We start from the raw sequence: 23,930 nt of genomic DNA, 5'->3' as shown, positions 1-23,930 counted from the left end.
TCCTGTCCGGGATCGATTGGCGCAACCCTCAGGAAACCTGGCGTCCGACGCGGGTCGGCTAGCATTTACATTTTGAAATTGCAGGCAAAATCTGATTCACTGGCCTCATGACGTTGAAGCCGGATGATCTTCCTTCGGACCTCGCGAGTGCCCTGGCGGCGCTGCGGGTTGAACGCGAAGCACGGTTGCGGGTCGAAGCCGAGCGCGACGTGGCGCAGACGGAGGCCTCCAACTGGCAGGCCGAAGCGGCCAATGCGCAAGCCATGCTGTCCGACACCGAGGCGCGGATTGCGCATCTCGAGCTGCGCATCGAGAAGCTGAAACGCGAACTGTACGGGCAGCGCTCCGAGCGCACGGCGCGGCTGATCGAGCAGTTGGAATTGCAACTCGAAGACCTCGTGACGTCGGCGACCGAGGACGAGCTCGTCGCACAGGCCGCGAAGACCCAGACCGTACGTTCCTTCACGCGCAAGCGGCCGGTACGCAAGCCCTGGCCGGCCGACATCGAGCGCGAGCGCGTCGTCATCGAGCCTCCCACCACCTGCGCCTGCTGCGGCGGATCGCGGCTGTCGAAGCTGGGCGAGGACGTGACCGAGACGCTGGAGGAGATCCCGCGCCGGTTCAAGGTGATTGAGACGGTGCGCGAAAAGTTCACTTGCCGCGATTGCGAGAAGATCAGCCAGCCGCCGGCGCCGTTCCACGCCACGCCACGCGGCTTCATCGGTCCGCAACTGCTGGCGACGATCCTGTTCGACAAGTTCGGCATGCACACTCCGCTCAACCGTCAGAGCACGCGCTTCAAGGCCGAGGGGATCGACCTGCCGCTGTCGACGCTGGCCGATCAGGTCGGCCACGGAACCTCCGCCGTCATGCCGCTCTTCCAACTGATCGAGCGCCATGTGCTCGCGGCCGAGCGCCTTCATGGGGACGACACCACCATCCGCATCCTGGCGAAGAGCAAGTGCACGACCGGGCGCATCTGGACTTACGTGCGGGACGATCGGCCCTTCAGTGGACCTGCACCACCGGCGGCAGTCTACTATGCCTCGAGCGACCGACGTGGCGAGCACCCACAGAAGCATCTGGCCGCCTTCGCCGGCATCTTGCAGGCCGACTGCTACAATGGCTTCGAACCGCTGTTCGACCCGCACAAGAAGGTGCTGCCGATCACGCCGGCATTTTGCTTCGCCCATGCGCGGCGGGGCTTCTTCGAACTGGCCGACATCGAGAAGAATGCCCGCGAGGGCAAGAGGAATGGCAAACCGGTCTCCCCGATCGCGCTCGAGGCGGTCAGGCGCCTCGACGCGCTGTTCGAGATCGAGCGCGCCATCAACGGCCGCAGCGCTGACGAGCGGTATGCCGTGCGCCAGGAGGAGAGCAAACCACTTCTCGACGACACGCACGCCTGGTTGCTCCGCGAGCGCGATACCCTCTCGCGCTCTTCCGAGGTCCTGAAGCCGATCAACTACATGCTCAGGCGCTGGGCCGACTTCGCCCGCTTCATCGACGACGGCAGGATCTGCCTCAGCAACAACGCGGCCGAAAGAGCGTTGCGCGGCATTGCTCTGGGAAGGCGCAACTGGACCTTTGCCGGTTCCCAGCGCGGCGCCGACCGCGCCGCCGTCATGCTTACCCTCATCACCACGGCACGCCTCAACGACGTCGACCCGAAAGCCTGGCTTGCCGACGCCCTGGCCCGCATTGCCGATCTTCCCGCCTCACGTCTGCACGAACTACTGCCCTGGGAATGGAAGCGCCTGCGCGAAGCCGACAAGCCCGCCGATCAGCAGGCCGCCTGACCTTCACGCAACGCCATCATAGAGCCCGCCGCGCCCACGCGCGTGTGCCAATCATGCGGCCTTCGTCGTATGCGTACCCTGCAATTGCCCAATTTGCGGCACAACTAACCCAGAGCCTGGAGATAGGCCGCGAGCACCCAGCGAGAGAGAGGCAAGATGGTGAGAATCAATTTGTCACAGTGCTCGCGCACGACTCGGTCGGCGGCGAGACCGACCGTGAATAAGGGATGTTGTGACGGTATCACTTTCGCTACAGCAAAAGGCACCAATTATTCTAAGCCGACAAAGCATATCTACGCCGCTTAGAACACGATTGTCATTTAAAAGATTATCCATGAAATTTAACACAATGAAACAATTACAACTGGTACCTTCGATGCTGTGAAACGAAAGCGTATGACGCTCGTATGGACCGCTTTATCTCGCCGCTCATTAAGATCGGCGATACGACCGCCACCGCCGAGGCCACCGGACGTCACGAGCGTAAATGAAGCCGGTTGTCAAGGAAGGGGTTCATGTCAAACCTAGACGAGATGGGAAAGAAAGTCCGAAAGCTTCAGCTGCGCGCGGCAATTGCCAAGACGAACTTGCGCGACCTTGCCGAGGATCTCCCGGTCAACTGGACTGAGATAGAGGAAGTCGCCGAGAAAACGCATGCCGTTTATGCCGAGTTGGATGGTGCCAAGAGAGAGCTCGCTGCAATGAAGAATTCACGATGAGGAGCACATTCATCACCCGCGACGGCTCTATATGGGTGCCGGAATATCTGACCGCTATCGATGGCAAGACCTGTATCGGCTGCGGCCGCTGTTTCAAGGTCTGCTCACGCGATGTCATGCACCTTCACGGCGTCGATGACGCGGGTGAAATCCTCGGCATCTGCGACGGGCAGGATGACGACTTCGACGGCGAGCTCAATCGCATGATCATGGTTGTCGACCATGCCGGCCGGTGCATCGGTTGCGGAGCCTGCGGTCGCGTCTGCCCAAAGAGCTGCCAGACCCATGTCGCGGCCGACCAGATCGCAGCATGACCAGCATGATTTGACAAGACAACCAGGAGAACGGCGTTGCACTTCATAATCTTTTGTCGGCTCCTGGGGTTGGTCCTGTGCGGCAACGCTGTGATTGTCTATTTCGCTTCGCATTCCATCCCTCTGACAATCGTCACGACGCTGGCCTGCTCGCTGCTGCTTCAGATGGTCTATTTCGGCAGCGTGCTCGTTCTGATCTGGCGGTCCGGCTGCGCTTGTATAGCAGATTGAAGGGCTGAGCATTTCGCTTGGGCACGGAAGTTGGATACCAGCCAACGGATATGATGAGGTGCTGGATGGATTCTTCAGATGTGCCTCAGTTCGTTCACTCGGGCGGCATATCGCTGCTTCGTTGAGGCGCAGTGACGAGATCAGAACTCAGATCCACGCCACTTTGGATCAACTAGCGAGGCGAGCTGACCATTCAGAACAGGTGCGCTGAAGTGCACAGAGATGACCGCATCCTGGGCCGCCAACGGCGAGAGATGCAACTGTTTGGGTTGACTAGGTATGCACATAGGAGCCGTCGCAGCACGCCGGCATGCGGGGTGCTGCGTCTCGATGGCGAGCGAGAAGCTGACAATACTGATGAGGCTCTTCTGCACCGTCTCAGAAAGCAGCTGGCTTCAACCAAAAACGCCCACGACCGAGGCCGGAGCAGGTTCAGCTCAATTTGCTGGAGAAAGCATGCTGAAAAAGTTCGAACGCTATCCGCTCACCTTTGGACCCACGCCGATCGAGAAGCTCAACCGGCTCGGCAAGCACCTGGGCGGCAAGGTGGAGATTTACGCCAAACGCGAGGACTGCAATTCCGGTCTCGCATTCGGCGGAAACAAGCTGCGCAAGCTCGAATACATCATCCCCGATGCGATCGCGTCGGATGCCGATACCCTTGTCACCATCGGTGGCGTGCAGTCCAACCACACGCGCATGGTTGCCGCGGTAGCCGCTAAGATCGGAATGAAATGTCTTCTGGTTCAGGAGAGCTGGGTTCCACATGACGATGTCGTCTACGACCGGGTCGGCAATATTCTCTTGAGCCGCATCTTGGGCGCAGAGGTGCGCCTGGTCGACGAGGGCTTTGACATCGGCATCCGGCACAGTTGGGAAAAAGCGCTCTATGACGTCAAGGCGAGAGGCGGCAGACCCTATGCGATACCAGCTGGCGCATCTGTTCACCCGAATGGCGGCCTCGGCTATGTTGGGTTCGCCGAGGAGGTGCGCGCCCAGGAGGAACAGCTTGGGTTTGCCTTCGACTACATCGTCGTTTGCACTGTCACCGGTTCAACACATGCCAGAATGATCGTCGGGTTCGCCGAGGACAGTCGACGGCGCAACGTGATTGGTATCGATGCCTCCGCCACTCCCGCCAAGACAAAGGCGCAGGTGCTTGGCATTGCCCAACATACAGCGATGCTCATTGAGCTCGGAACGGACCTCGTCGAGGACGACGTGGTGTTGCTCGAAGACTATGCGTATCCGCGTTATGGCATTCCATCCGAAGAAACCAAGGAGGCGATACGCCTGTGCGCTCGGCTCGAGGGCATGATTACGGATCCCGTCTATGAGGGCAAATCGATGCAAGGAATGATCGACCTCGTCCAAAAAGGCTTTTTTCCAGGGGGCTCGAGGATACTCTACGCGCATCTCGGCGGCGCGCCGGCCATCAACGGTTATGGCTACACCTTTCGCTATGGCTGATGCTGGACAGATCGCGATTTCGGCGTCCTGCCGTGCCCGCGATGCGCTCAAAGTTCGCGGGGGGGCACGCCGGCAAACCGGGACCAGCTGTTAACTGCCCCCAATTGCGAAGGCTACCGGCTTCATTCAAAATGTCTTGATCGGGGCTATCTCAATGGCAACTCGCTCGGGCGCACTTACATGACACGCCAGCGAAGGGTCGCGAGCATGATACTGCGAAATGGGCAACACAGCTCATCCTTGCTTGGAACGCGGCACGAGGGTCCCGTGCGCCAACGCCGCATCCCCAGTCGGCGGCGTCGCGTCCGAGATCCGGCTGCTCGGGGCTTTTACACTCGCACCATGGCGCCGGCATGCCGCCGGCGAACCATGACGCATAGCCGTGGAGACCCCTCGTTCGCCAAAGCGCGATAGGCCCTGATGGGCTAATGGGCAACCTCATCGGGAGCGAAAAGACCGCTAAACAGGCTGGCTAGATCAATCCAGGGTGCCGCGTCGCCGGTCTCCGAAGCTATGCGAACGACTGCCGCCAGATAATCGGTAAAAGCCTTCAGCCTTATGGCGCCTTGCTCAGATAGATAGCCAATCGCATCAAGCCGCTGGTGAACGGCAGCGAGCATGTGTTGCACCAGCAACAGGGAGGATGGGCAAGGGCAATCGCTCTCAGTCGCGAGGCGCTTGCACTCGCAGCAAATCGGCGGAATATCCTCTAAGGCTAGGTCACCGGAAAGAAGTTGTATGAGATTGTCAGTGGCGTTCCACAAATTCGCTCGCATGCAGCACGGAATGCAGCGTTACGCCATATTGGGCCAGCAGCGCCGTAGCTCCCTCGTCGCGGTCCACCAGGCAAGCAGCGTCACGTACAATGCCCCCGACGTGGCGAACCTCTTCAATCGCCTTCAATATCGACTTGCCGCTTGTGGCAACATCGTCAACGATCAGGACGACTTTTCCCTTCAAATCTTCTTTAGGGCCGAGGCCTTCAATCACGTCCCTTGTGCCGTGGGCCTTTGGAGCCTTGCGAACGAAGATGGTGTTTATAGGTTTGTTCATGACCGAGCTGACAGCTGCCATTGATCCGATTACGGGGACCGCGCCCATTTCAAGGCCGCCGACGTACTCTGCTTTCGTTTGCGCAACGATCTTTAGGAACTCAAGCGCGGCAAGTTGCGCGCCTCGCGCCACCATCATGGTAGGCTTCATATTGAAATAGATGTCGCTCTCTTTGCCCGACGAGAGCGTGTAGCGTCCGAATCGAAAAGAGCGCTCACGGACAATCTCGCGGAGTTCGTCCTTGTCGTGTTGGCCGGAATCAACTGGTCTGAATTTTGCCAGTGCCGCCATAGATTGGACCTCGCGCCTAAGGAAAAATTGGTTGCAGCATGCCCCTCAGCCGCTACCGCTATGCGGCTTATGCAAGTGTTCGCGGGGTGTGTCAATTAAAGTCAATACATGTGCGACCGTTTCGCGCAGATTTTTTCCCCTGTCGGGGCAAACGGCTCCGATCGGGCGCTATGCTCGACCCACCAACGGCCCGGAGCTGTACCAACTCCAATCAGCGGAGGAGCAAGATGAACGCGCGCCCGGCGTCAACAGGGTCAGCGCTGTTAGACGAATGTCTGGCGACCGGAGCGCTATGGCCGCATCGACATTGATTGAAGCGCATGGGCCCAGACAATTGGCGGAGAGGAGCACTGGCGCAGCAGCGTCCGTGTTTGGCGTGCTCCGAAACCTCTTCCTCGTTGTGGTCTCGGCCTGCAGGCCTCGGTAGCTGCGGGGATTTGGCTATTGCCGGTCAGAACGCGTCAATCCTCTCGGCCGCCGAAACCTTACCGGCATCTTTAAGCGGACTGCGGCATCAAGCGCAAAAACCGGTCCGAGATGGGGTCCGGATCCCATCAGCGGGCCAAAAACAGCGGCAATGGCGGCTTCTCACAGATCCATCTCGTGGCGCCGCCGAAGATCCGCTCACGCAGCCGACGGCTGCCATAAGCGCCCATGACTATCATCTCGGCAGACGTGTCGATTGCGTGCTGCGCAAGCACCGTGGCCGCCGGTTTGCCGGCGCTCGGCAATAGATCAACCGACACCCGAGCGCCGTGCCGAGTGAGATAGGTGGCAATGTCGGCTCCGGGCTCCGAGCCATTACCGTTATAGTTCGCCTTCGGATCGACCAGGGCGACACAAACTTCCTCAGCACCGGACAGGAGATCCAGCGCTTCGCGAACCGCACGCGACGCCTCGGCTCGCGAATCCCAGCCGACCAGCACGCGCCGTGGCGACAGGCTCGCCTCGGCGCCCTTCGGCACAACAAGCACCGGCTTTCCCGTATCGAACAAGCAGCCGTTGAGTACAGGAGGTCCGAGATTCTCATCGTCAAGGAGGGTCGGGCCGACGATCGTGAGGTCGGTGCAGAGCGCCCGCTGTCGCACCACGTCATCGACGCTGGCGGGATCGCAATAGTCGGTATCGACGTCATGGCGAAGCGACATCGCTCCCAGCAGGTTCTGGAATTCGGTATGCCGTCTTTCCAGCTTGGCCATATCTTGCGAAAATCTGTCGATCTGCCTGAACCGCCTTTTCAGTCCGGCGACGGTGGGCCACTCGGGGATGCTATCGCCGAGCGTCGGAGGCGGCATAAGAAGCGGCGAAGGCGAGATAATCAAGACGGAAAGCTGCGCGCCGACTTCTGCACACAAGCCGGCAGCTGTCCTGGCGTCCTGATCGGAATGGTCAGCCCCCGTCGCACAGAGAATGCTTTTAAAACCCATCGGCCTGCTTCTTCCTGAGTATTCGTTTAGGCGCGTTTCAAAGCCGCAAGACCCGTCTCATCGCGATGGAGATCGGAGCCGCACCACACCCGGTCCCAATTCAGCCGTCCGGCCTCTCGAGCGAATAGCCGGCGGACCTGATGGTGCGAATGACGATGGAGGGCGAGGCCGCCTTCAGGGCCTTTCTGATCCGGCTCATATGGACATCGACGGTGCGAGGACCGACATGGATGTTGGCCGGCCAGGCCGCGCCGATCAGCTCGTCCCGGCTGAAGACCTTGCCGGGAGCCTCGATCAAATGCCGCAGCACGTTGAACTCGATCGGTCCGAGATGGATGTCATGGCCATTGCCGCAAACCCGGTGGGCATCGAGCTTCATCTCAAGGCTGCCACACGTAAGCCAGCTGCCGTTCTCATTCCCGTTTGAACCCGGCTTCGGCATCGCCAGCTTCGTCCGTAGACAGTCGAGCAGCTTGGTCGGGGCGATCGGCCGCACAAAGCTCTCGTCAATGCCTGCCTTCAGCAGATCGAGGTGCTGGTTCTCGGCGCCGGGCGCGATCAGGGCAATAATGGGCAGGCCGCCGGTCCGGGACTCCCGCTTGAGCCGGGCGCAGATTGCGGACCCGGTTATGCTCGCTGGCCCGCAGTCCAGCACCACGGCCTGGAATTCCCGTTCGTCGGCCAGGGCAAGCGCTTCCTTCGCGCCGCCTGCCGGCTCACTGGCGAACCCGTCCACCTCAAGGATGTGGCTGAGGAACAGATAGAATTCGGCATCTTGCGAACAGATCAGGACAAGTGGCTTCACTGCCCCAAGAACCGCATCGGCCTGCGCCGCGTCGGCTGCGTGGGTTGGCCATCGCGGCTGCTCAAGACCTGACATGACCCCTTTGCTCGAAAATCCGTTTCATCAAGCCCGCGCCACCTCGGGATAGGCGTCGATGGCTGCGATCGCATCGCCGACCAGTTTGGTGCCGGCCGCGGCGAGTTTCCAGAACGTCTCGAAGCCGAACCGATGGACGTCGCGCAAGGTCTTCGACAGGACGACCAGCCGGCCGGCCGTGAAGAGCACGCGCCCGAAGCCCTCGTGGCTCATCTCCATCATCGGCGATGCCATCAGGCCGCAGCGCTCCTCGATCGCGAGCCCGACGGCGGCGTAGAACTTATCGAGCCTCCACAGCACGTCCGGATCCGGATCGCCGATGATCGGGATCGCACGGCGCTGTTCCTTGGTGATGATGAAGTCTCCCAGCAACTCGGCATCCCGTTTGCCTTCCCATGACCCGTGGCAATCCTGAGCACGGATCAGCCGCACGAGGCATTTGACGAACGGGGTGGCAAGGGCCGCCTCGTCCTCCGGGACAGCAGGGCTAACCGCGGCATCTGACATTTCGGTTTCTCCTCATTTTCAGTCTCCGTCCTCGAAGGACGGTTTGTTGTCCGTGACGCCTGCCTGCGCCAGCACCTTGCGCAGCCAGGGCGGAGGACACGTCCTGAGCATTATTTGCGTGCGCAACAGCACCTCTTGGATGGATTGGGGCTCGGGCACCTTGATCGGATGGATTTTTGCCGAAACAATCTTGGCTGCCGAAGGCCCGCCGATCGCCAGACAAAACAGGAGATGGCAGCCTTTCAGCGCCTCCACTTTCGGCGTGATGCGGTCATCGCCCTCGCTCCGATGCTTCCCGTTCTCGTCGGAAACGTCGTCGAACGCCACGGCCTCCACGAGATTGAACTCCTCGCGCGTCACATCGTAGATGGCAAAGCGCCTGGCCGATCCGAAATGGGCGTTGAGATCCTTCATGTCCTGCGTCGCAATGGCCACGCGCAATGTGCCTGGTTGTCGTTTTGACATCGGACCATGAACCTCGTCAGTGACGAGTGAGAGGCGACGGACGGGGCCCATCTGACGTTTCTCGCTTGCGGAGTGGATTAAGTTTCTCAGGCGTCGGCGCCTGCCGGTTGGCCTGAAAAATATTGGCAACCTCGAAAACCAGGTCGCGGGTCCCCTGATAGAGGATTGTGAGCTTGTGCTGGCTGCCGAGCCGGTCGAAGATCGGAAAGCCGACGCGCATGAGCGGAAGGCCGAGGCGTTCCGAAGCCTGGCGTCCATGGGAATGGGTGACCAGAAGATCAGCGCCGGCGGCAAGAGCTTCCAAATCGCCGAGATCGCCGATCTGAACCGACTCCGCCGGTACCTTTTCCAGAATCTTCGACATATCGGTCGTGGAGACCGCCGCCGCGATTTCGGAGCCCATGCCGACGAAGAAGGTTGCGAGTTGATAGAGTTGGTCTGGTTCAGCAGCGATCGCAATTTTCTTGCCTCCCAAATGGAAATGTCCGTCGAGCAACGCATCCTGCAATTGCGCCCGGCGACGGCGCACACCTGCGGGCACAGACTCTCCCGAAATCGCCGACAGCATGGAGATGAATCGATCGGCGTCCTTCAATCCGGTCAGCGACTGGAACAGCACATAAGGCACGCGGGTCAACCGGTGCAGCACTTTCGCGGGGCCGCGCATGTGTTCGCCGATGACGATGCATTGCCCGGCCGTGCCAAGCTCGCGGATGTCCTCGATGCTGGTGCCGCCATAGGTGGTTGTTACCCAACGATCAGGCACCGTGCCGTCAAGCGAGCCGGATATGTCCGGCAGAATAACCGGCTCGAGCCCAAAGCTTTCAACCATCTCACTCAGATGCTCGATGTCAGCCACGGTGAGGTGGCATCCGGGCAGGATCGCGACCTTCTTCGGCTGCCGCGCCCGTTCGCCAGGCCTGGTAATGCCTTCGATCATCGCGGTGACAGCCTTGGCCCAGCCCTCTTCGACGGCGCCGCTGAAATCCGGCGTGTTGGCCAGCACGATCTCCGTACCCGCGATTTCTTCCGCCCGCTTCAGCTTGATTGCGGCGATGTCTCCTGCGGAATCTTCGCCACGGGTTTCCACGAGCGCCGTCGTGCAGATCCCGATCAGCTTTGGCTGTGTGCGAGTTTTGAGGTTGAGTATTGCCTCTTCCAGATTGTCCGCTCCGCCGAGGATCGTCGTCACTTCGTCCATCGCGGTGGTCTGCAGGGGGATCGTTTCCTTGAAATGCCGCACGAAGAGCACGAGCGCGAAGCTGGTGCATCCCTGGCTGCCGTGAAACAGCGGCATTGCGCCGTCGATCCCAAGAAAGGCCAAGGCGGCACCCAGCGGCTGTGACGATTTCAGCGGATTGACAGCGGCCGCTTTGTTCTGGGGAAGGATGCGGGCCATCGGCTTTCCTCAACGCTCGCCGAAATCGTCGGCCGTGGTGGGGACGAATTCCTGGACCGCGTGCAAGGTCGCGGCCTCGTTCTTCGTGTCCGGCAGTTCCTCCTTCAGATCAGGCTTGCAATCCCACGGGGCCGGCTCGCGCACTTGGCACCAGATCGGATTGTGAATGGCGAGGTCGATCTGGCGTACGAGTTCCACCATGCCGTCATAGCCAGCGTAAGGGTGTTGGCGCTCCTGGTTGATATCGAGCCAGGGCGTCTTGGCCTTGAGCGCGATGAATTGCGTACGCCCGCCCGACAGCATGATATCGGCCTTGTGGTGTAAGAGCATGGCGTAAAGCTCGCGCGCCGCCATCTGCTCGAACATGTGGTTGTCGTCCTTGAGGATCTGTTTGATGCGCTCCCTGTCTTCGACGGTCGATTTCTTGACCGAGGTGCCGACGATCTCCATGCCGATCTCCATCAGCGCGTGGACGACCGACCAGGATTTGACGCCGCCTGTATTGAGCAGCACGCGCTTGCCTTGAAGTCGCCGCCGGTAGGCATCGAGCTTCTTCCACGCGATCGCCTCCTGCTCAGCAATCAGCGTCTGTGTGCGGTCGAGGATCTGCGGATCGGCGCCTTGCTTCACCAGCAGCTCAGCAATGTTGCGGAGTGCTTCCGAGGTGTCGGAGATGCCGTAGAAGGAACCCTCGAAGAACGGGATGTCCCAGCGCTCCTGCATCTTGCGGGCCAGATTGATGAGTGCGGTCGAGCACACCATCATAGCCGCCCGGGCGCGGTGGGCGGATGCCACGTCGATGTATCGCGCGTCACCCGGAATGCAGGCGCGCACCCGAATGCCGAGCCGATCAAGGAGCGGCTTCACCAGCCAGAATTCGCCGGAGAGGTTGAATTCGCCAAGGATGTTGATGTCGTAGGGCCCGGCATCGTCCGGTTCCACCGTGCCGATGACGTGGTCGAGCAATGCCTCGCCGGCGAGCTTGTTGCCGAGGTTCTTGGAGCCGATGAAGCCCGGCGCATTGACCGGCACCACGGCCAGGCCGAATTTTTCCCCCGCGCGTTTGCACACGGCCTCGATGTCGTCACCAGTCAGCGCCGTCACGCAGGTTGAATAGACGAAGACCGCCGGCGGGGCGTATGTTTCCTTGATCTCGCGGATCGCCTTGAAGAGCTTCCGCTCGCCCTGGCCCATCACCACGTCGAGTTCAGTGAGATCGGTCGTGAAGCTGGTGCGCCATAGCATTGCACCGGACGAAGCCGCGCCGCGGTTGTCCCAGGAATTGCCCTCGCAGGCGAGCGGCGCATGGACCAGGTGCGCAACGTCGGTGATCGGCTGCAAGACGATCTTGGCGCCGTCAAAGGCGCAGCCGCCGGCTGCCGCTCCCGGCGTCAGCGGCCTTGCGCAGCCCTCCTTGCGCGCCTTGGCATCCTTGCCGCGGTTGTAATCGCAGGCGGGCTCGTCGAAGACATCCTGGATCTTGGCGCTGAGCGAGGTCATTGCGTCAGTCTCCAAAGTCCATTGGGGAACGGATGGCGTCGGCGAAAAGCCGTCCGCCGCTGCTAGCGGGTGAGGTCATAAGAATAGTCCGTCACGCCCGTCTCACCGGTCTCGCGATCGAGCTTGTCGAAGATCTTGTCGAGGATCGTCGTCAGCACGCGCAGCCCGCCTTGGTAGCCCATGATCGCAAAGCGATGATGATGGTGCCGGTCGAAGATGGGAAACATCAGCCGGATCAGCGGGGTGCCGGTGTCGCGCTCCAGATATTTGCCATAGGAATTGCCGATCAGCAGGTCCACCGGCTCGGTGAAGAGCAGCGAGCGCATCGCCCACAGGTCCTTGCCCGCCCAGACCTGGGCATCCTTTCCGAAGGGTGAAGATGCAAACAGTTGCTTCATCTCGGCTTCCCATGCCGAGTTGCCGTTGGTGGCGAGGCAATGGGTCGGCTCGCCGCCGGTCTCCATGACGAAGCGGGCCATCGCATAGACGAAGTCCGGATCCCCATAGATCGCGTATTTCTTACCGTGCAGCCAGGACTGGCTGTCCGCCATGGCATCAACCATTCGGCCGCGCTCTAGGCGGATTGCCTCCGGGATTTCCTTGCCGCAAAGCGCCGAGACCTTCATCAGGAATTCGTCGGTCGCCTGAATGCCTAACGGGTAATGGAACGAGGCCGTCGCCTGCCCGACTTGCTCGCAATATTCCAGAGTTTTTCGGGTGTTGTAATACTGCAGCGAAAGTGTCGCCTCAGCGTTGAGTGCCTCCTTCACGTCTTCGATCTTGGTGCCGCCATCATACATGCGGTATTCGCCGTCCGACGGGGTGTCGAACTGGTCTGAGGCGTCCTGGATGAAGGTGTAGGATACGCCCATCAGATCGAGCAGGCGTTTGAGTTCGCGGTTGTTGCCAACGCAGAAGCCGTCGAAACCCGGAATGACGTTGATTGTCCCCCCGGCTTCCGTCCGCTCCTGGCCTTTCCAGAAGTGCTCCAGAATGCCCTTGACCATGCCGTCGTAACCATCGACATGGCTACCGACGAAGGCCGGCGTGTGGGCAAAGGGCACGTCGAACTCAGCCGGGACCGAGTTTTCGTCCTTGGCGTTCTGGATGAAGCTATGCAGGTCATCGCCAATGACTTCAGCCATACAGGTCGTCGAGACGGCGATCATCTTCGGGTCGTAGAGTTGGTAGGTGTTGGCCAGCCCGTCGACCATGTTCTTCAGGCCGCCAAATACTGCCGCGTCTTCAGTCATCGAGGAGGAGACCGCCGACGCAGGCTCCTTGAAATGGCGCGACAGGTGTGAGCGGTAATAGGCCACGCAGCCCTGGCTACCATGGACGAAGGACATGGTTCGCTCGAAGCCGGCAGCCGCGAACACGGCACCCAGCGGCTGACAGGCCTTGGCAGGGTTCACCACAAGCGCTTCGCGGGCGAGGTTTTTTTCGCGGTATTCCCACGTCTGCGTGAATTCGCGTTGATCGGTAACGATCTGATCCGGGTGCGGACATTCGAAATTCAGCTTCTTCTCGGCAAGCATCTGCCTGTATTCCGGCTCACGGAACAGAGGGGCGTGGTCGAGAACTTTTTCAGCCGATTGCGGCATCGGTGGTTACCTCTTTCATCTGGCTGCGCCATACGGCAGCTCAGGGACGTCGAGACGTTTCAGGTCTCCCGCGATCACGCGACCGCGGGCGTTCGTCGTGGAGACTGGGTTAGATCAGGTGTTTACTCGGCAGCTATCGCTCGCCCACGGCTCGAGCTTGTTTTCCACGGGGCCTGGTACAGGCCCCAGACTGGGTTGTTGATGGCAAGGTCCACGTCGCGGGCGAAAATGGCAAAGCCGTCATAGCCGTGATACGGTCCTGAGTAATCCCAGGAGTGCATCTGACGGAATGGTATGCCCATCTTCTGCACCGGGTATTTTTCCTTGATGCCCGAGCCAACGAGATTGGGGCGAACCCCCTCGATGAACTTCTCCAACTCGTAACCGGTCACGTCATCATAGATCAGGGTGCCATTCTTCACGTAATGGCCCGTGCGCTGATAGTCGTCGTTGTGCGCGAACTCATAGCCGGTGCCGACGATCACCATGCCGAGGTCCTCGTAGGCGGTGATGACGTGACGTGGGCGCAGGCCACCGACATAGAGCATCACCGTATTTCCTTCGAGGCGCGGCCGGTACTTGGCAATGACTGCGTCCACGAGCGGTCTGTACTTGGCGATGACCTTCTCTGTCTTCTCCTCGATTTCGGGCCCAAAATGCTTGGCTATCTTGCGCAGAGAGGTCTCGATCTGGGAGGGGCCGAAGAAATTGTACTCCATCCAGGCGACGCCATATTTTTCCTCCATGTGCCGACAGATGTAGTTCATCGACCTGTAGCAATGGATGAGATTGAGCTTGGCCTTCGGCGCGCGCTCTATCTCGGCAAGTGTCGCGTCGCCCGACCAGTTGCCGACAACGCGCAGCCCTACCTCCTCGAGCAGGATGCGCGAGGCCCAGGCGTCGCCGCCGATATTGTAGTCACCGATCACGTTGACATCGTACGGTCCGGTGTCGAACTCCACGTCCTTCTTCTCGAAGACCCAGTCACGGATCGAGTCGTTGGCGATGTGATGTCCGAGTGATTGCGAGACCCCGCGGAAACCCTCGCAGCGCACCGGCACGACTGTCTTTTTGTGTTCCTTGGCCTTGTTACGGGACACGGCTTCGGTGTCGTCGCCAATCAGGCCGATCGGGCATTCGGATTGCACGGTGATGCCATTGTTGAGCGGAAATAGTTCCTCAATCTCGTCGATGATCTGTTCCAGCTTCTTGTCGCCGCCGAAAACAATGTCCTTCTCCTGGAAATCGGAAGTGAACTGCATTGTCCCGAACGTGTCGATGCCCGTCGTGCCGACGTAGTAGTTGCGGCGCTGCGACCAGGAATATTGTCCGCAGCCGACCGGGCCGTGCGAGATATGGACCATATCCTTGACCGGACCCCACACCACGCCCTTTGAGCCGGCATAGGCGCAGCCGCGAATCGTCATCACGCCCGGAACGGACTTGATGTTCGACTTCACGTCGCATTCGGAAAGAACTTCGCCTTCCTCACCATCGTCCCCGCTCTTTGCGACGCTGAGGTGTTTTTTGCGTCGCTTCGCCGACTTGTCGGGATATTGCGACAGCACCTCCTCGATAAGCTTTGCATGGAGAGCGCCGTCATTTTCGTATTCCAGGCTCATGGGACCCCTTTCAAGGTTCGGATGACGCCTCACCGACGAGGCGCCGTTCTTTGAAAGGCGCGCCAGGTCAAGGGGCGCCTCGTGTGCAACGCTCGTTACTGGGCGGCCGCCTTCGCCGATTCCTTGGCCTGAAGCTCGGCAAGCATCTGCTCGTCGGTCTTCATGATGCCGAAGTCGAGCAGCATGTCCTCAAGTTCTTCCATGGTGATCGGGGTCGGGATGGTGCCCTGGCCCGAATTGGCATGGATCTTCTCGGCCAGCGCGCGGTATTCTCCCGCCTGCTTTGAGTCCGGCGCATACTGGATCACCGACATCTTCCTGAGTTCGGCGTGCTGGACGATGTTGTCGCGCGGCACGAAGTGGATGAGCTTTGAATTGAGCCTGGAAGCCAGAGCTTCGGCGAGGTCGAGCTCGCGGTCGGTTTGACGCTCGTTGCAAATCAGGCCGCCGAGCCGCACGCCGCCGGAATGGGCATATTTCAGGATGCCCTTGGCAATGTTGTTGGCGGCATAGAGCGCCATCATCTCACCCGACATGACGATGTAGATTTCCTGGGCCTTGCCCTCGCGGATCGGCATCGCGAAGCCGCCGCACACCACGTCCCCGAGCACGTCGTAGGATACATAGTCGACATCGTCATAGGCGCCGTTCTCCTCGAGGAAGTTGATCGAGGTGATGACGCCGCGGCCGGCGCAGCCGACACCAGGCTCGGGGCCGCCGGATTCCACGCACTTGATGCCCTTATAGCCGACCTTGAGCACGTCCTGGAGTTCGAGGTCTTCGACCGAACCTTCCTGTGCCGCGAGGTGCAGGACCGTATCCTGCGCTTTCGAGTTCAGGATCAGGCGGGTGGAGTCGGCTTTGGGATCGCAGCCGACGATGAGAATCTTCTGCCCGAGGTCGACAAGTGCGGCGAGCGTATTTTGGGAGGTGGTGGACTTGCCGATGCCCCCCTTGCCGTAGAATGCGATCTGACGCAGACCTGACATGTAGCGTTCCTTCCTTCGTTCCATCCATCGCGGGTATCCGCGACTTGAATGCCGGTCGGCAGCTCTCGCCGCCTCACACCCAAAGGGTTTCAAGACTCGTGCCAACTTGTCCGATCGGGCCCCCAAGAGGCATTTTGATATTTCTTTTCAGCTGTTTAGCTTGAAGCCAAACAAGTAGATGTCGCAACAAGCCCGTGTAGCGGATGCGACAAAGGCGACAGGAAGTGTCGGATGGTGCCGCTCGAGACCGCTATAGATTGACCTCGGGTGTCCGGGGCAAGTTGGGGCAGCGACTTAAGGCGACTTTCGTTGAGGAGCCTGCTGCAGAGACTTCAGTCCAGGCGTAGCTTCACTCCATTGATCCGCGCGGTTCGGCGGCGCGACATGGGCATGCAAGGCGATCGCCAATGGCCGGGCCACAAGCACAACCCTGTCGGCCTGTGGGAGAATTTGGCCAATCGAAAACTCGGGCGAACTCAGCGGTGGCAGAGCACGGGCAAATCAGGGCGTCGATTGTTCCGACTCCATGAACTTACTCGCACCAGCGTTGAATCCTGCATCCCTGCATCAAATGCGCCGAAGAATCCCAGATTGTCGCGTTCCAGCCATAAAGCTGGCATGCGCATTGCAGGACAGTCTCTAGAATTATGGATCGAATTTCCTGATGCTGAGGCGTGAATTGTGAGAACGGTGGAATCTAACATGAGAAATAAGGCGACATACGCTTTAATGACGGTCGCGGCCCTGACTTTATATGCGGCGTATCTTTCGTCTTTTCCGTCACATTCAGCAAAAAGCGCGCCACCCGACGAAATGACGGCGATTGTTACGCGAGGTTCAGTTGAAGAGGTCGTATTAGCCCCGGGCACTCTAGAGCCGGTCTCAATGGTCCGCGTTGGCGCCCAGGTATCGGGCCAAATCAAGGCGATCCATGTTCGAGTCGGCCAGACGGTCATGCCCGGAGACCTTCTGGCGGAGATCGACGCTATTCCACAGCAAAGCGCCCTTAGAATTGCGAAGGCCAAGGTAGAGGATATGAATGCCCAGAAGGGCATGAAGCAAGTAGCGATACGATTTGCCGAATCCGACCTCCGAAGACAGCGTAGCCTCAGTGAGCATCGTGCAGTCTCTAAGAAGACGTTCGAAGAGGCCGAAAGAGAGTACCAGACGTTATCGGCGGAACAGATCTCGCTGGAGGCCAAGATCCAGCAAAGCGAGGTCGACGTTGAGATCGCGCAAGCTAACCTCGCATATACGCGGATAATCTCACCCATGCAGGGGAGAATCGTAGCGGTCCCGATCGAGCCGGGACAGACGCTCAATTCTACGCAGACTTCGCCAACGGTTGCCGTGATCGCGAACCTTGACGAGATGGTGGTAAAGATCCGAATTTCCGAAGTCGACGTCTGGCGCACGAGGCCTGGTCAAAACGCCTGGTTCACGATCTTCGGAGATCCACAGACTCGCTACCAGGCCCCGCTCGAGATGGTTGAATATGCACCTCCGTCCATAGCCGAGGATAGCTCCACGGAGGAAGCGAGCGCGGTCTATTACCACGGCGTGCTCAGGGTGAAGAATCCAGAAGAAAAACTTCGAACCAAGATGACGGCCCAAGTGCGCATTTCAATCGGGCGTGCTGATGATGTTTTACTCGTGCCATGGGCGGCGCTTTCTCAGCGACAAGCGAACGGATCATATCTAGTCAAGGTGAAGGGCATAAACGGCAAGGTGACAGAGCGATCGGTGCGCACTGGCTATACGGACAGGACTCACGCGCAGGTGCTTGAAGGCCTTCGTCAGCGAGAGACCGTATTGCTCGATGTATACGACCAAAGAGCACGAGCTGAATGATGCATCTGGTAGAGCTCCGCGATCTCGGCCGTTCTTTCACCCTGGGAGGAGAAACCGTCGAGGCGCTTCGCGGGATCAATCTCGAGATAAAGCGCGGCGAATTCGTTGCGCTTGTGGGCGCGAGCGGTTCCGGCAAATCGACGCTTATGAACATCCTGGGATGTTTGGATGCGCCGACGGCCGGCACTTACCTTTTTGCCGGGCAGGATGTGTCGGCTCTTGGTCAGGACGCGCTCGCAGAACTCAGGCGCAGACATTTTGGCTTTGTGTTTCAGCGGTATCACCTTCTGAACTCGCTGAGCGCAGTATCGAACGTCGAGTTGCCGGCGATCTATAACGGCGTTTCGAAGTCGAGGCGGCAAGCCCGAGCCGAGCGATTGCTAGCCCAACTCGGTCTGGAGGATCGGCTCCATCATCGCCCTATGGAAATGTCGGGTGGACAGCAGCAGCGCGTATCGATTGCCCGCGCGTTGATGAATGGGGGAGAGATCATTCTTGCAGATGAGCCGACAGGGTCGCTCGATTCGATTAACGGCGCGATCGTTCTGGACCACCTGAAGACCCTTCATGTGGAAGGACACACCATTGTCATGGTTACCCACGACATGGGCGTAGCTCGACACGCCGATCGGATCGTTGAGATCAGAGACGGACAGATCGTCTCCGATCGACGCAACGTCGCGACCGTAACGCATCCTTCGCCCGGTCTCGTCGATTTGGCGGGAGAGGCGGGGTTCCTGACAAGCTTCCTCAGAAGAACGTCCGAGGCTGCCAGAATAGCATTCCGATCGATTGCTGCACATCGGCTGCGTAGCGCTCTCACACTGCTCGGAATCGTCGTGGGCATCATGTCTTTAGCCGCCGTCATTGGTCTCGGTGAGGGTGGCCAGGCGATCGTTCTCGACCAGATCAACAGACTTGGCGCAAACTCGATCAGCATCTTCCCAGGCACTGGCTGGGATGACCGCAATGCCGGAAATGTCGATACGCTCACTCCCGACGATGCGGCCGCCCTGGCAGAGCAATCTTACATAAATAGCGTCAGTCCGCAGGCTTGGGATACGGGGCAGCTCACGTTCGAGAGCACGACCGTCGACGGACTAATCAATGGAGTTAGCAACGCCTATTTCGACATCGCGCAACTTCCCTTAACGCAAGGCAATCGATTCACCGGCGGTGAAAATCGCGCCCTGCAGGAAGCGATCATCGATAACAATATCCGACGAACGCTCTTCGGAAATTCAAGGAGCCCGATTGGTGAGATCCTGTTCGTGAAGGACGTGCCCTTCGTGATTGTTGGCGCCATTGGAGAGCTCGGCGGATCGTTAGGGCAGGACAAGCGCCCGCAGGTGTTCATTCCGCACATCAGTATGATTTCCCGCATCTCGGGCTCGCAACGGCTGCCCGAGATAGTGGTCCGTATCAACGAGAGCGTTGGCACGGACGTTGGCGAGAAAGCCGTGATAGCGTTCTTGGAGAAACGTCACGGAACGCGGGATTTCTTCACATACAATAGCGATGGAATACGACGGTCGATTGAGAAGACAACGCGAACTCTTTCGATGCTCTTAGGATCTGTCGGAGCTGTAACGCTGTTGGTTGGAGGCATCGGCGTGATGAATATCATGCTCGTAACGATCACCGAACGCACCAACGAAATCGGCTTGCGGATGGCAGTCGGAGCCCGGACAAGCGATATCATGTTGCAGTTTTTGATTGAGACCCTGGCCATCACTATTATGGGAGGGTGCGCGGGCGTCGCCCTCGCCTTCGGCCTTAGCGCGCTCATCCATTCCATCGGAACACCTATTCCGATGGTGATCTCGTGGCACGCTGTTAGCGTCGGTTGCGTTATGGCTATTGTAGTCGGTGCGGTCTTTGGCTTTCTTCCTGCGAAAAAAGCGGCGCGTTTGAAACCCATCGACGCGCTATCTCGCGACTGACTGGCGCTGACCACGACAAGGACGTAGCGAACAGTACGGCAGAGGGCTGCAAGCTCACCACATTCACCGGTAATGCGATTGACCCTATGCCTCTGACAGCGGTCAGATTGATTTTTGGCGTCTGAATGGCAGCGTTCGGATGCTCACAAAAATGACGTCTGTCCGACAAGGCAAGCGATCCAACAGGGTATGCCCCAGCGTGTCTTTGGCGGACGCTCTTCTTTCCGCAGTGTAAACCCAAATGGCGCGGGGTCATCGACGGAGATATCACGTTCCGCTAGTTAAGTCGGCGTAAGCTGGTGACGTAATAGCTCTGCTCGCTCGCAGATTGCATCGGAAAACCGCAGAAGAGCATAGACAGTGTTGCGGATAGTGCCGAGTCGGAAGACGGCCCCTTTCAAAGTCGCCGGGCCAAGCCGCTCCAGGGGTATTGATTAGGCGTTGCAGGTAGAATCGGCCTGACTCCCCCAGAAACCCTCCGAGCCACCCGAAATTTCCCCAATGACGGATAAACCGACCAGACGAAGACGTCTTCAGCAGGATCCTCTTGCTGCCCGATCTTTGTTTCGCAGGCTTTGAAAGTCCGGTATTACATGGTCGTCCGGCTTGCATATGCCTCTAGACCACATGTTCGCCTGAGATAGGGCGACCCGTCTCACAGTATGCAGGTTATCGAGGGTTGCGCTGGATATCCCGGCGCCGAGCCTCATGCATAGGAGACGGGCCATGGACGAGCATATCACCTACGTCGGTTTGGATGTTCACAAGGAGACGATTTCGGTCGCTCTGGCAGTTGGAGGCAGGCGCGGAGAGGTTCGCGAACACGGGCAAATATCGAATACGCCTGCGGCATTGACGCGCCTTTTGAGCAAGCTCTCCCAGCCGGGAGCGGTGCTGCGGTTCTGCTACGAGGCCGGACCGTGCGGTTACGGCATTCAGCGGCAACTAACCGCGGCGGGGCACGATTGTGTGGTGGTCGCGCCGTCGCTGATCCCTCGCAAGCCGGGAGATCGGATCAAGACGGACCGTCGGGACGCCATCAATCTGGCGAAGCTGCATCGGGCCGGCGAACTGACGCCCGTATGGATTCCAGACCTTGCGCATGAGGCAATGCGCGATCTGGTTCGCGCACGCCTGGCCGCGGTTCGTAGCTTGCGGCAGGCCCGCCAGCAGCTCTCCGGATTTCTGTTGCGTCACGGATTCCACTACAATCGTCCCGCCTGGACGCAGATGCATCGCCGCTGGCTGGCTGGACTACGATTCGAGCAGCTCGCCCACCACATCGTCCTGGAAGACTGTATGTCAACGATCGAAGCCGCAACGGCCCGTCGTGATCGGCTGACGGCACAGATCGAGACCATGCTCGTGGACTGGGTGTTGGCGCCGGTGGTCCACGCCCTGCAAGCGCTTCGCGGAATGGCCCTTGTGACAGCCGCGACCGTGATCGCGGAACTCGGCGACATCACGCGCTTTGAGAACCCCCGGCAGCTTATGGCCTATCTCGGTCTGGTCCCCTCGGAACATTCCAGCGGCGGAACCAGGCGTCAGGGCGGCGTAACGAAAGCAGGCAACGGAACCGCCCGGCGAATGCTGGTCGAAGCTGCCTGGAGCTATCGGTTCCCCGCAAGGGTCAGCCGTGAACAATTGCTCCGACAGGAGGGGCTGCCCAAGCCGATCCGCGATACGGCATGGAAGGCTCAGATGCGACTGTGCGGCCGTTACCGCAAGCTCACCAGAGCCGGCAAGCCGGCCACCACCGTGACTACGGCGATCGCGCGCGAACTGGCCGGCTTCGTCTGGGCCATCGCGGCTCAAGTGCCGCGGCCGACGAACTGACCGCCGGGCAATGAACCAAAGGCATCGACGGAGGAGCGAACAGTTTTGAGCCTTCTGCGCCTGGGTAAGGCTGGAGCCACGGTCACGGCAGGAGAACCCTCGTCACCACTATCAGCCGGATCATCCGACGCTGGATCCTAGACCGAGGCAGCTCCGCGACGCATCAGGTCCTGCGGTAACCAACCCGCGTATCAGAGCATGATCAACCGTCGTCTCATGACCGTGCCTCCTGCTTTGCCCAGGGCAGCCATTTCGCCACCACGCTTGCCAACGCAAGCGAACGATTTTTCGCACCTGCGGCTTGAAACGGCGAACATGAGAGTGGTCAGGGGCAAGGCGTGTCAGCACCTCGACAGCCTAACGACCCCTCCCCGTGCGATGTCCATGATGCCCTCGCATGCGCAGCAGCTGCGAAAGGGTCTTCCCACCCACCACGTCCGTTGAAAGAACCATTGTCAAAGGCCCAACGCCTTTCGGAAAGTAGGCTCTTCCACGAAATGTATGCTGCCGCCCTTCTCGCGAAGCTTCAGGGCTTCGATGATCTTGGTTCCTTGATGGCTATGGAGCCAATCGCGCGATGCGATCGCGGCTATGACCAGGTAGTCGGTGCTGCGGGAGACGCTCCTAGAAACCAGCCCTCCCCGTTCCGCGATCCATCCTTCGATAGCCTTTCTAGGCCCCAGACTAAAAGGTACCGGTCACTACGAATCCCGCGTTCTCGAATACCAACTTGCTCGAGTCTCTCAGGACGCCGTCTATGGATGGCGTGTTCCCGTACGTTGGTAACCCGGTGTCCGCGCAGCTATCGCCGACCAATCGAACTATCCATTTGCCGATATCTTCTTTTTCCTCCGTCGATAGATGCCCATCCGATATCGCCTTGGCAGCCACTCTCCTCAAAGCCGCGATCCTGGCGTCCTCGAGGAGTTGGGCGCTCTGGTCGATGCGGTCGATCAGCTTTTCGACCTCGATGACCTTCAGGCGATTGTCGCAGGCAATCCCAGCACAGAAGCCGAAGAACCTGTTGCAGCAGTCATTTGGGCTGCTCTCGGAGAACGGTCTCAAGCGATAGTCGACGATTCCGGAGATGATCCCGAAAATTTCCCTCCGGAAATCACTGTATGCGGTGTCCAGATCCTGGATGAGGTCCGCGGCGGCGGCGTCGCCAAAAAGCTGGAGGAACTGCTCGGCTTCGGCTCGGATTGACGCGACCTCCAGGCTCTCAATGGCTTCGCTGGCCAGAACGCCTTCAAGGAAACCCAGCCAGTATGCCTCGGCCTTCCGACGGTTGCTCTTCGCATGTATTCGCCGTAGCGCAGATCCGCCGTATTTCAATTCACCTGCCCCCATCACGCCCTCCCCGAACAGCAGTTTATGAAACATTATTTGCGACCGGTCTTCGGCGCAACGTCGCCGTTGGTAAAACCGCCATCCGCAGTATCGCCACCACCAGTGTCGAGGTCACCCCTAAGAGGGCCACTGGGCGACCGTCCTTGGACTTAGTCGCTCGGAACCGCCCAACGCGGATAACGGCAGCGCGAAGATCTTTGGACCGAAAGTTCTGGGGAGGATTCAGCCAGTCTTCATGCACTGCGATTCGGAAGGCGGCGTTCATACTCGTCACTCATTGTGGCCACACTATGTGATGCCACGCCCCATTTTATGGACCTGTTTTGCTAATTTATTCAGCGCGTTCGTCTTTATTCTGTCAGAAACCGTTATAGCTGTTTCTGACAGGAAATGGACCATGCCGACAGTTGCTGAAAAGATCAGAGAAGCCTTAGGGAAAAGCGTGAGCGGGGCCATCGTGAGTGCCCGCTCGCTTACTCATTTGGGAAGGCGGGCCGTTGATCAGGCGCTCGCGCGGATGTCGCGGGCGGGTGAATTAATGCGCATTGCTCGGGGCATGTACGTTCTGCCTGTGAAGGGCAAGTTTGGAAGCTATCCGCCCGCGGCAGAAAAAATGTGCGCACGTATGCCAAGGCCAAGCGGAGAGGCATTGCAGCGAACGGTGCGCTAGCTACGAATCG

General features: G+C 59.4%; 21 protein-coding genes. 9 read left to right on the top strand and 12 right to left on the bottom strand.

The annotated features are described in order from the left end of the window. Positions 1-107 precede the first annotated feature (107 nt). The 5 genes from tnpC to EH240_RS27150 all read left to right on the top strand — a co-directional run bounded on the left by tnpC (position 108) and on the right by EH240_RS27150 (position 4,533). Positions 108-1,799, top strand: coding sequence for an IS66 family transposase (tnpC, locus tag EH240_RS27170; RefSeq protein ID WP_125004384.1), 1,692 nt, complete (start codon positions 108-110; stop codon positions 1,797-1,799). Positions 1,800-2,314: 515 nt separating this feature from the next. Further along, a complete protein-coding gene (locus EH240_RS27165; protein ID WP_125004382.1) occupies positions 2,315-2,518 on the top strand; it encodes a CCE_0567 family metalloprotein in 204 nt (67 codons plus the stop codon). Beyond that, the gene (gene fdxB, locus EH240_RS27160) at positions 2,515-2,832 is read left to right on the top strand and encodes a ferredoxin III, nif-specific (RefSeq protein ID WP_125004380.1); all 318 of its coding nucleotides are present in this window, start codon (positions 2,515-2,517) and stop codon (positions 2,830-2,832) included. The genes EH240_RS27165 and fdxB overlap by 4 nt, the downstream gene beginning before the upstream one ends. Before the next feature lie 90 nt (positions 2,833-2,922). Next, positions 2,923-3,063: an exopolysaccharide production repressor protein gene (locus EH240_RS27155; RefSeq protein ID WP_245436405.1), complete on the top strand. Its 141-nt coding sequence runs from the start codon at positions 2,923-2,925 to the stop codon at positions 3,061-3,063. Between the two features lie 456 nt (positions 3,064-3,519). Further along, complete coding sequence (locus tag EH240_RS27150; protein WP_125004376.1) at positions 3,520-4,533, top strand: 1-aminocyclopropane-1-carboxylate deaminase; 1,014 nt, start codon at positions 3,520-3,522, stop codon at positions 4,531-4,533. A 425-nt stretch (positions 4,534-4,958) separates the two neighbouring features. On the opposite strand, the gene EH240_RS38545 is transcribed toward EH240_RS27150, so the two are convergent. The 11 genes from EH240_RS38545 to nifH form a co-directional block, all read right to left on the bottom strand. Further along, positions 4,959-5,153: a hypothetical protein gene (locus EH240_RS38545; protein WP_206075326.1), complete on the bottom strand. Its 195-nt coding sequence runs from the start codon at positions 5,151-5,153 to the stop codon at positions 4,959-4,961. 127 nt (positions 5,154-5,280) lie between these two features. Further along, positions 5,281-5,877 carry an orotate phosphoribosyltransferase gene (gene pyrE / locus EH240_RS27135; protein WP_125004374.1) on the bottom strand — a complete coding sequence of 199 codons (597 nt, stop codon included), beginning with the start codon at positions 5,875-5,877 and terminating at the stop codon, positions 5,281-5,283. Positions 5,878-6,431: 554 nt separating this feature from the next. Then, a complete protein-coding gene (locus EH240_RS27130) occupies positions 6,432-7,304 on the bottom strand; it encodes a universal stress protein (protein WP_125004372.1) in 873 nt (290 codons plus the stop codon). A 100-nt stretch (positions 7,305-7,404) separates the two neighbouring features. Continuing rightward, positions 7,405-8,184, bottom strand: coding sequence for a response regulator transcription factor (locus tag EH240_RS27125; protein WP_125004369.1), 780 nt, complete (start codon positions 8,182-8,184; stop codon positions 7,405-7,407). A 27-nt stretch (positions 8,185-8,211) separates the two neighbouring features. Further along, complete coding sequence (locus EH240_RS27120; RefSeq protein WP_125004367.1) at positions 8,212-8,691, bottom strand: NifX-associated nitrogen fixation protein; 480 nt, start codon at positions 8,689-8,691, stop codon at positions 8,212-8,214. Positions 8,692-8,709: 18 nt separating this feature from the next. Beyond that, the gene (gene nifX, locus EH240_RS27115) at positions 8,710-9,207 is read right to left on the bottom strand and encodes a nitrogen fixation protein NifX (protein ID WP_125004365.1); all 498 of its coding nucleotides are present in this window, start codon (positions 9,205-9,207) and stop codon (positions 8,710-8,712) included. Continuing rightward, complete coding sequence (gene nifN, locus EH240_RS27110) at positions 9,173-10,555, bottom strand: nitrogenase iron-molybdenum cofactor biosynthesis protein NifN (protein ID WP_125004363.1); 1,383 nt, start codon at positions 10,553-10,555, stop codon at positions 9,173-9,175. Before nifN ends, nifX begins: the two co-directional genes overlap by 35 nt. Before the next feature lie 9 nt (positions 10,556-10,564). Further along, a complete protein-coding gene (nifE, locus tag EH240_RS27105) occupies positions 10,565-12,055 on the bottom strand; it encodes a nitrogenase iron-molybdenum cofactor biosynthesis protein NifE (protein ID WP_125004361.1) in 1,491 nt (496 codons plus the stop codon). A gap of 62 nt (positions 12,056-12,117) precedes the next feature. Then, positions 12,118-13,659: a nitrogenase molybdenum-iron protein subunit beta gene (nifK, locus tag EH240_RS27100; RefSeq protein WP_125004359.1), complete on the bottom strand. Its 1,542-nt coding sequence runs from the start codon at positions 13,657-13,659 to the stop codon at positions 12,118-12,120. Between the two features lie 122 nt (positions 13,660-13,781). After that, positions 13,782-15,281, bottom strand: a complete 1,500-nt coding sequence (gene nifD, locus EH240_RS27095; RefSeq protein ID WP_125004357.1) for a nitrogenase molybdenum-iron protein alpha chain — start codon at positions 15,279-15,281, stop codon at positions 13,782-13,784. A 95-nt stretch (positions 15,282-15,376) separates the two neighbouring features. After that, positions 15,377-16,270: a nitrogenase iron protein gene (gene nifH / locus EH240_RS27090; protein WP_125004355.1), complete on the bottom strand. Its 894-nt coding sequence runs from the start codon at positions 16,268-16,270 to the stop codon at positions 15,377-15,379. 702 nt (positions 16,271-16,972) lie between these two features. Between nifH and EH240_RS27085 the strand changes: the two genes are divergently transcribed. From EH240_RS27085 to EH240_RS27075, 3 genes are all read left to right on the top strand, one after another. After that, entirely contained in the window at positions 16,973-18,121 is a 1,149-nt protein-coding gene (locus tag EH240_RS27085) for an efflux RND transporter periplasmic adaptor subunit (RefSeq protein ID WP_125004353.1), read from the top strand. Continuing rightward, positions 18,118-20,064 (top strand): MacB family efflux pump subunit, encoded by a 1,947-nt coding sequence (locus EH240_RS27080; protein ID WP_125004351.1) that lies wholly within the window; start codon positions 18,118-18,120, stop codon positions 20,062-20,064. Before EH240_RS27085 ends, EH240_RS27080 begins: the two co-directional genes overlap by 4 nt. A gap of 726 nt (positions 20,065-20,790) precedes the next feature. Further along, complete coding sequence (locus EH240_RS27075; RefSeq protein ID WP_125004349.1) at positions 20,791-21,900, top strand: IS110 family RNA-guided transposase; 1,110 nt, start codon at positions 20,791-20,793, stop codon at positions 21,898-21,900. Positions 21,901-22,584: 684 nt separating this feature from the next. On the opposite strand, the gene EH240_RS27070 is transcribed toward EH240_RS27075, so the two are convergent. Further along, on the bottom strand, positions 22,585-23,283 hold the full coding sequence (locus tag EH240_RS27070) for a hypothetical protein (protein WP_125004347.1): 699 nt from the start codon (positions 23,281-23,283) through the stop codon (positions 22,585-22,587). Between the two features lie 202 nt (positions 23,284-23,485). Here EH240_RS27070 and EH240_RS27065 point away from each other — a divergent pair, with 202 nt between their 5' ends. Continuing rightward, entirely contained in the window at positions 23,486-23,920 is a 435-nt protein-coding gene (locus tag EH240_RS27065) for a type IV toxin-antitoxin system AbiEi family antitoxin domain-containing protein (protein ID WP_125004345.1), read from the top strand. Positions 23,921-23,930 lie beyond the last annotated feature (10 nt).

It is taken from the genome of Mesorhizobium tamadayense, from assembly GCF_003863365.1.
Classification (GTDB): domain Bacteria; phylum Pseudomonadota; class Alphaproteobacteria; order Rhizobiales; family Rhizobiaceae; genus Mesorhizobium; species Mesorhizobium tamadayense.
This window is presented reverse-complemented; position numbering and strand designations above follow the sequence as displayed.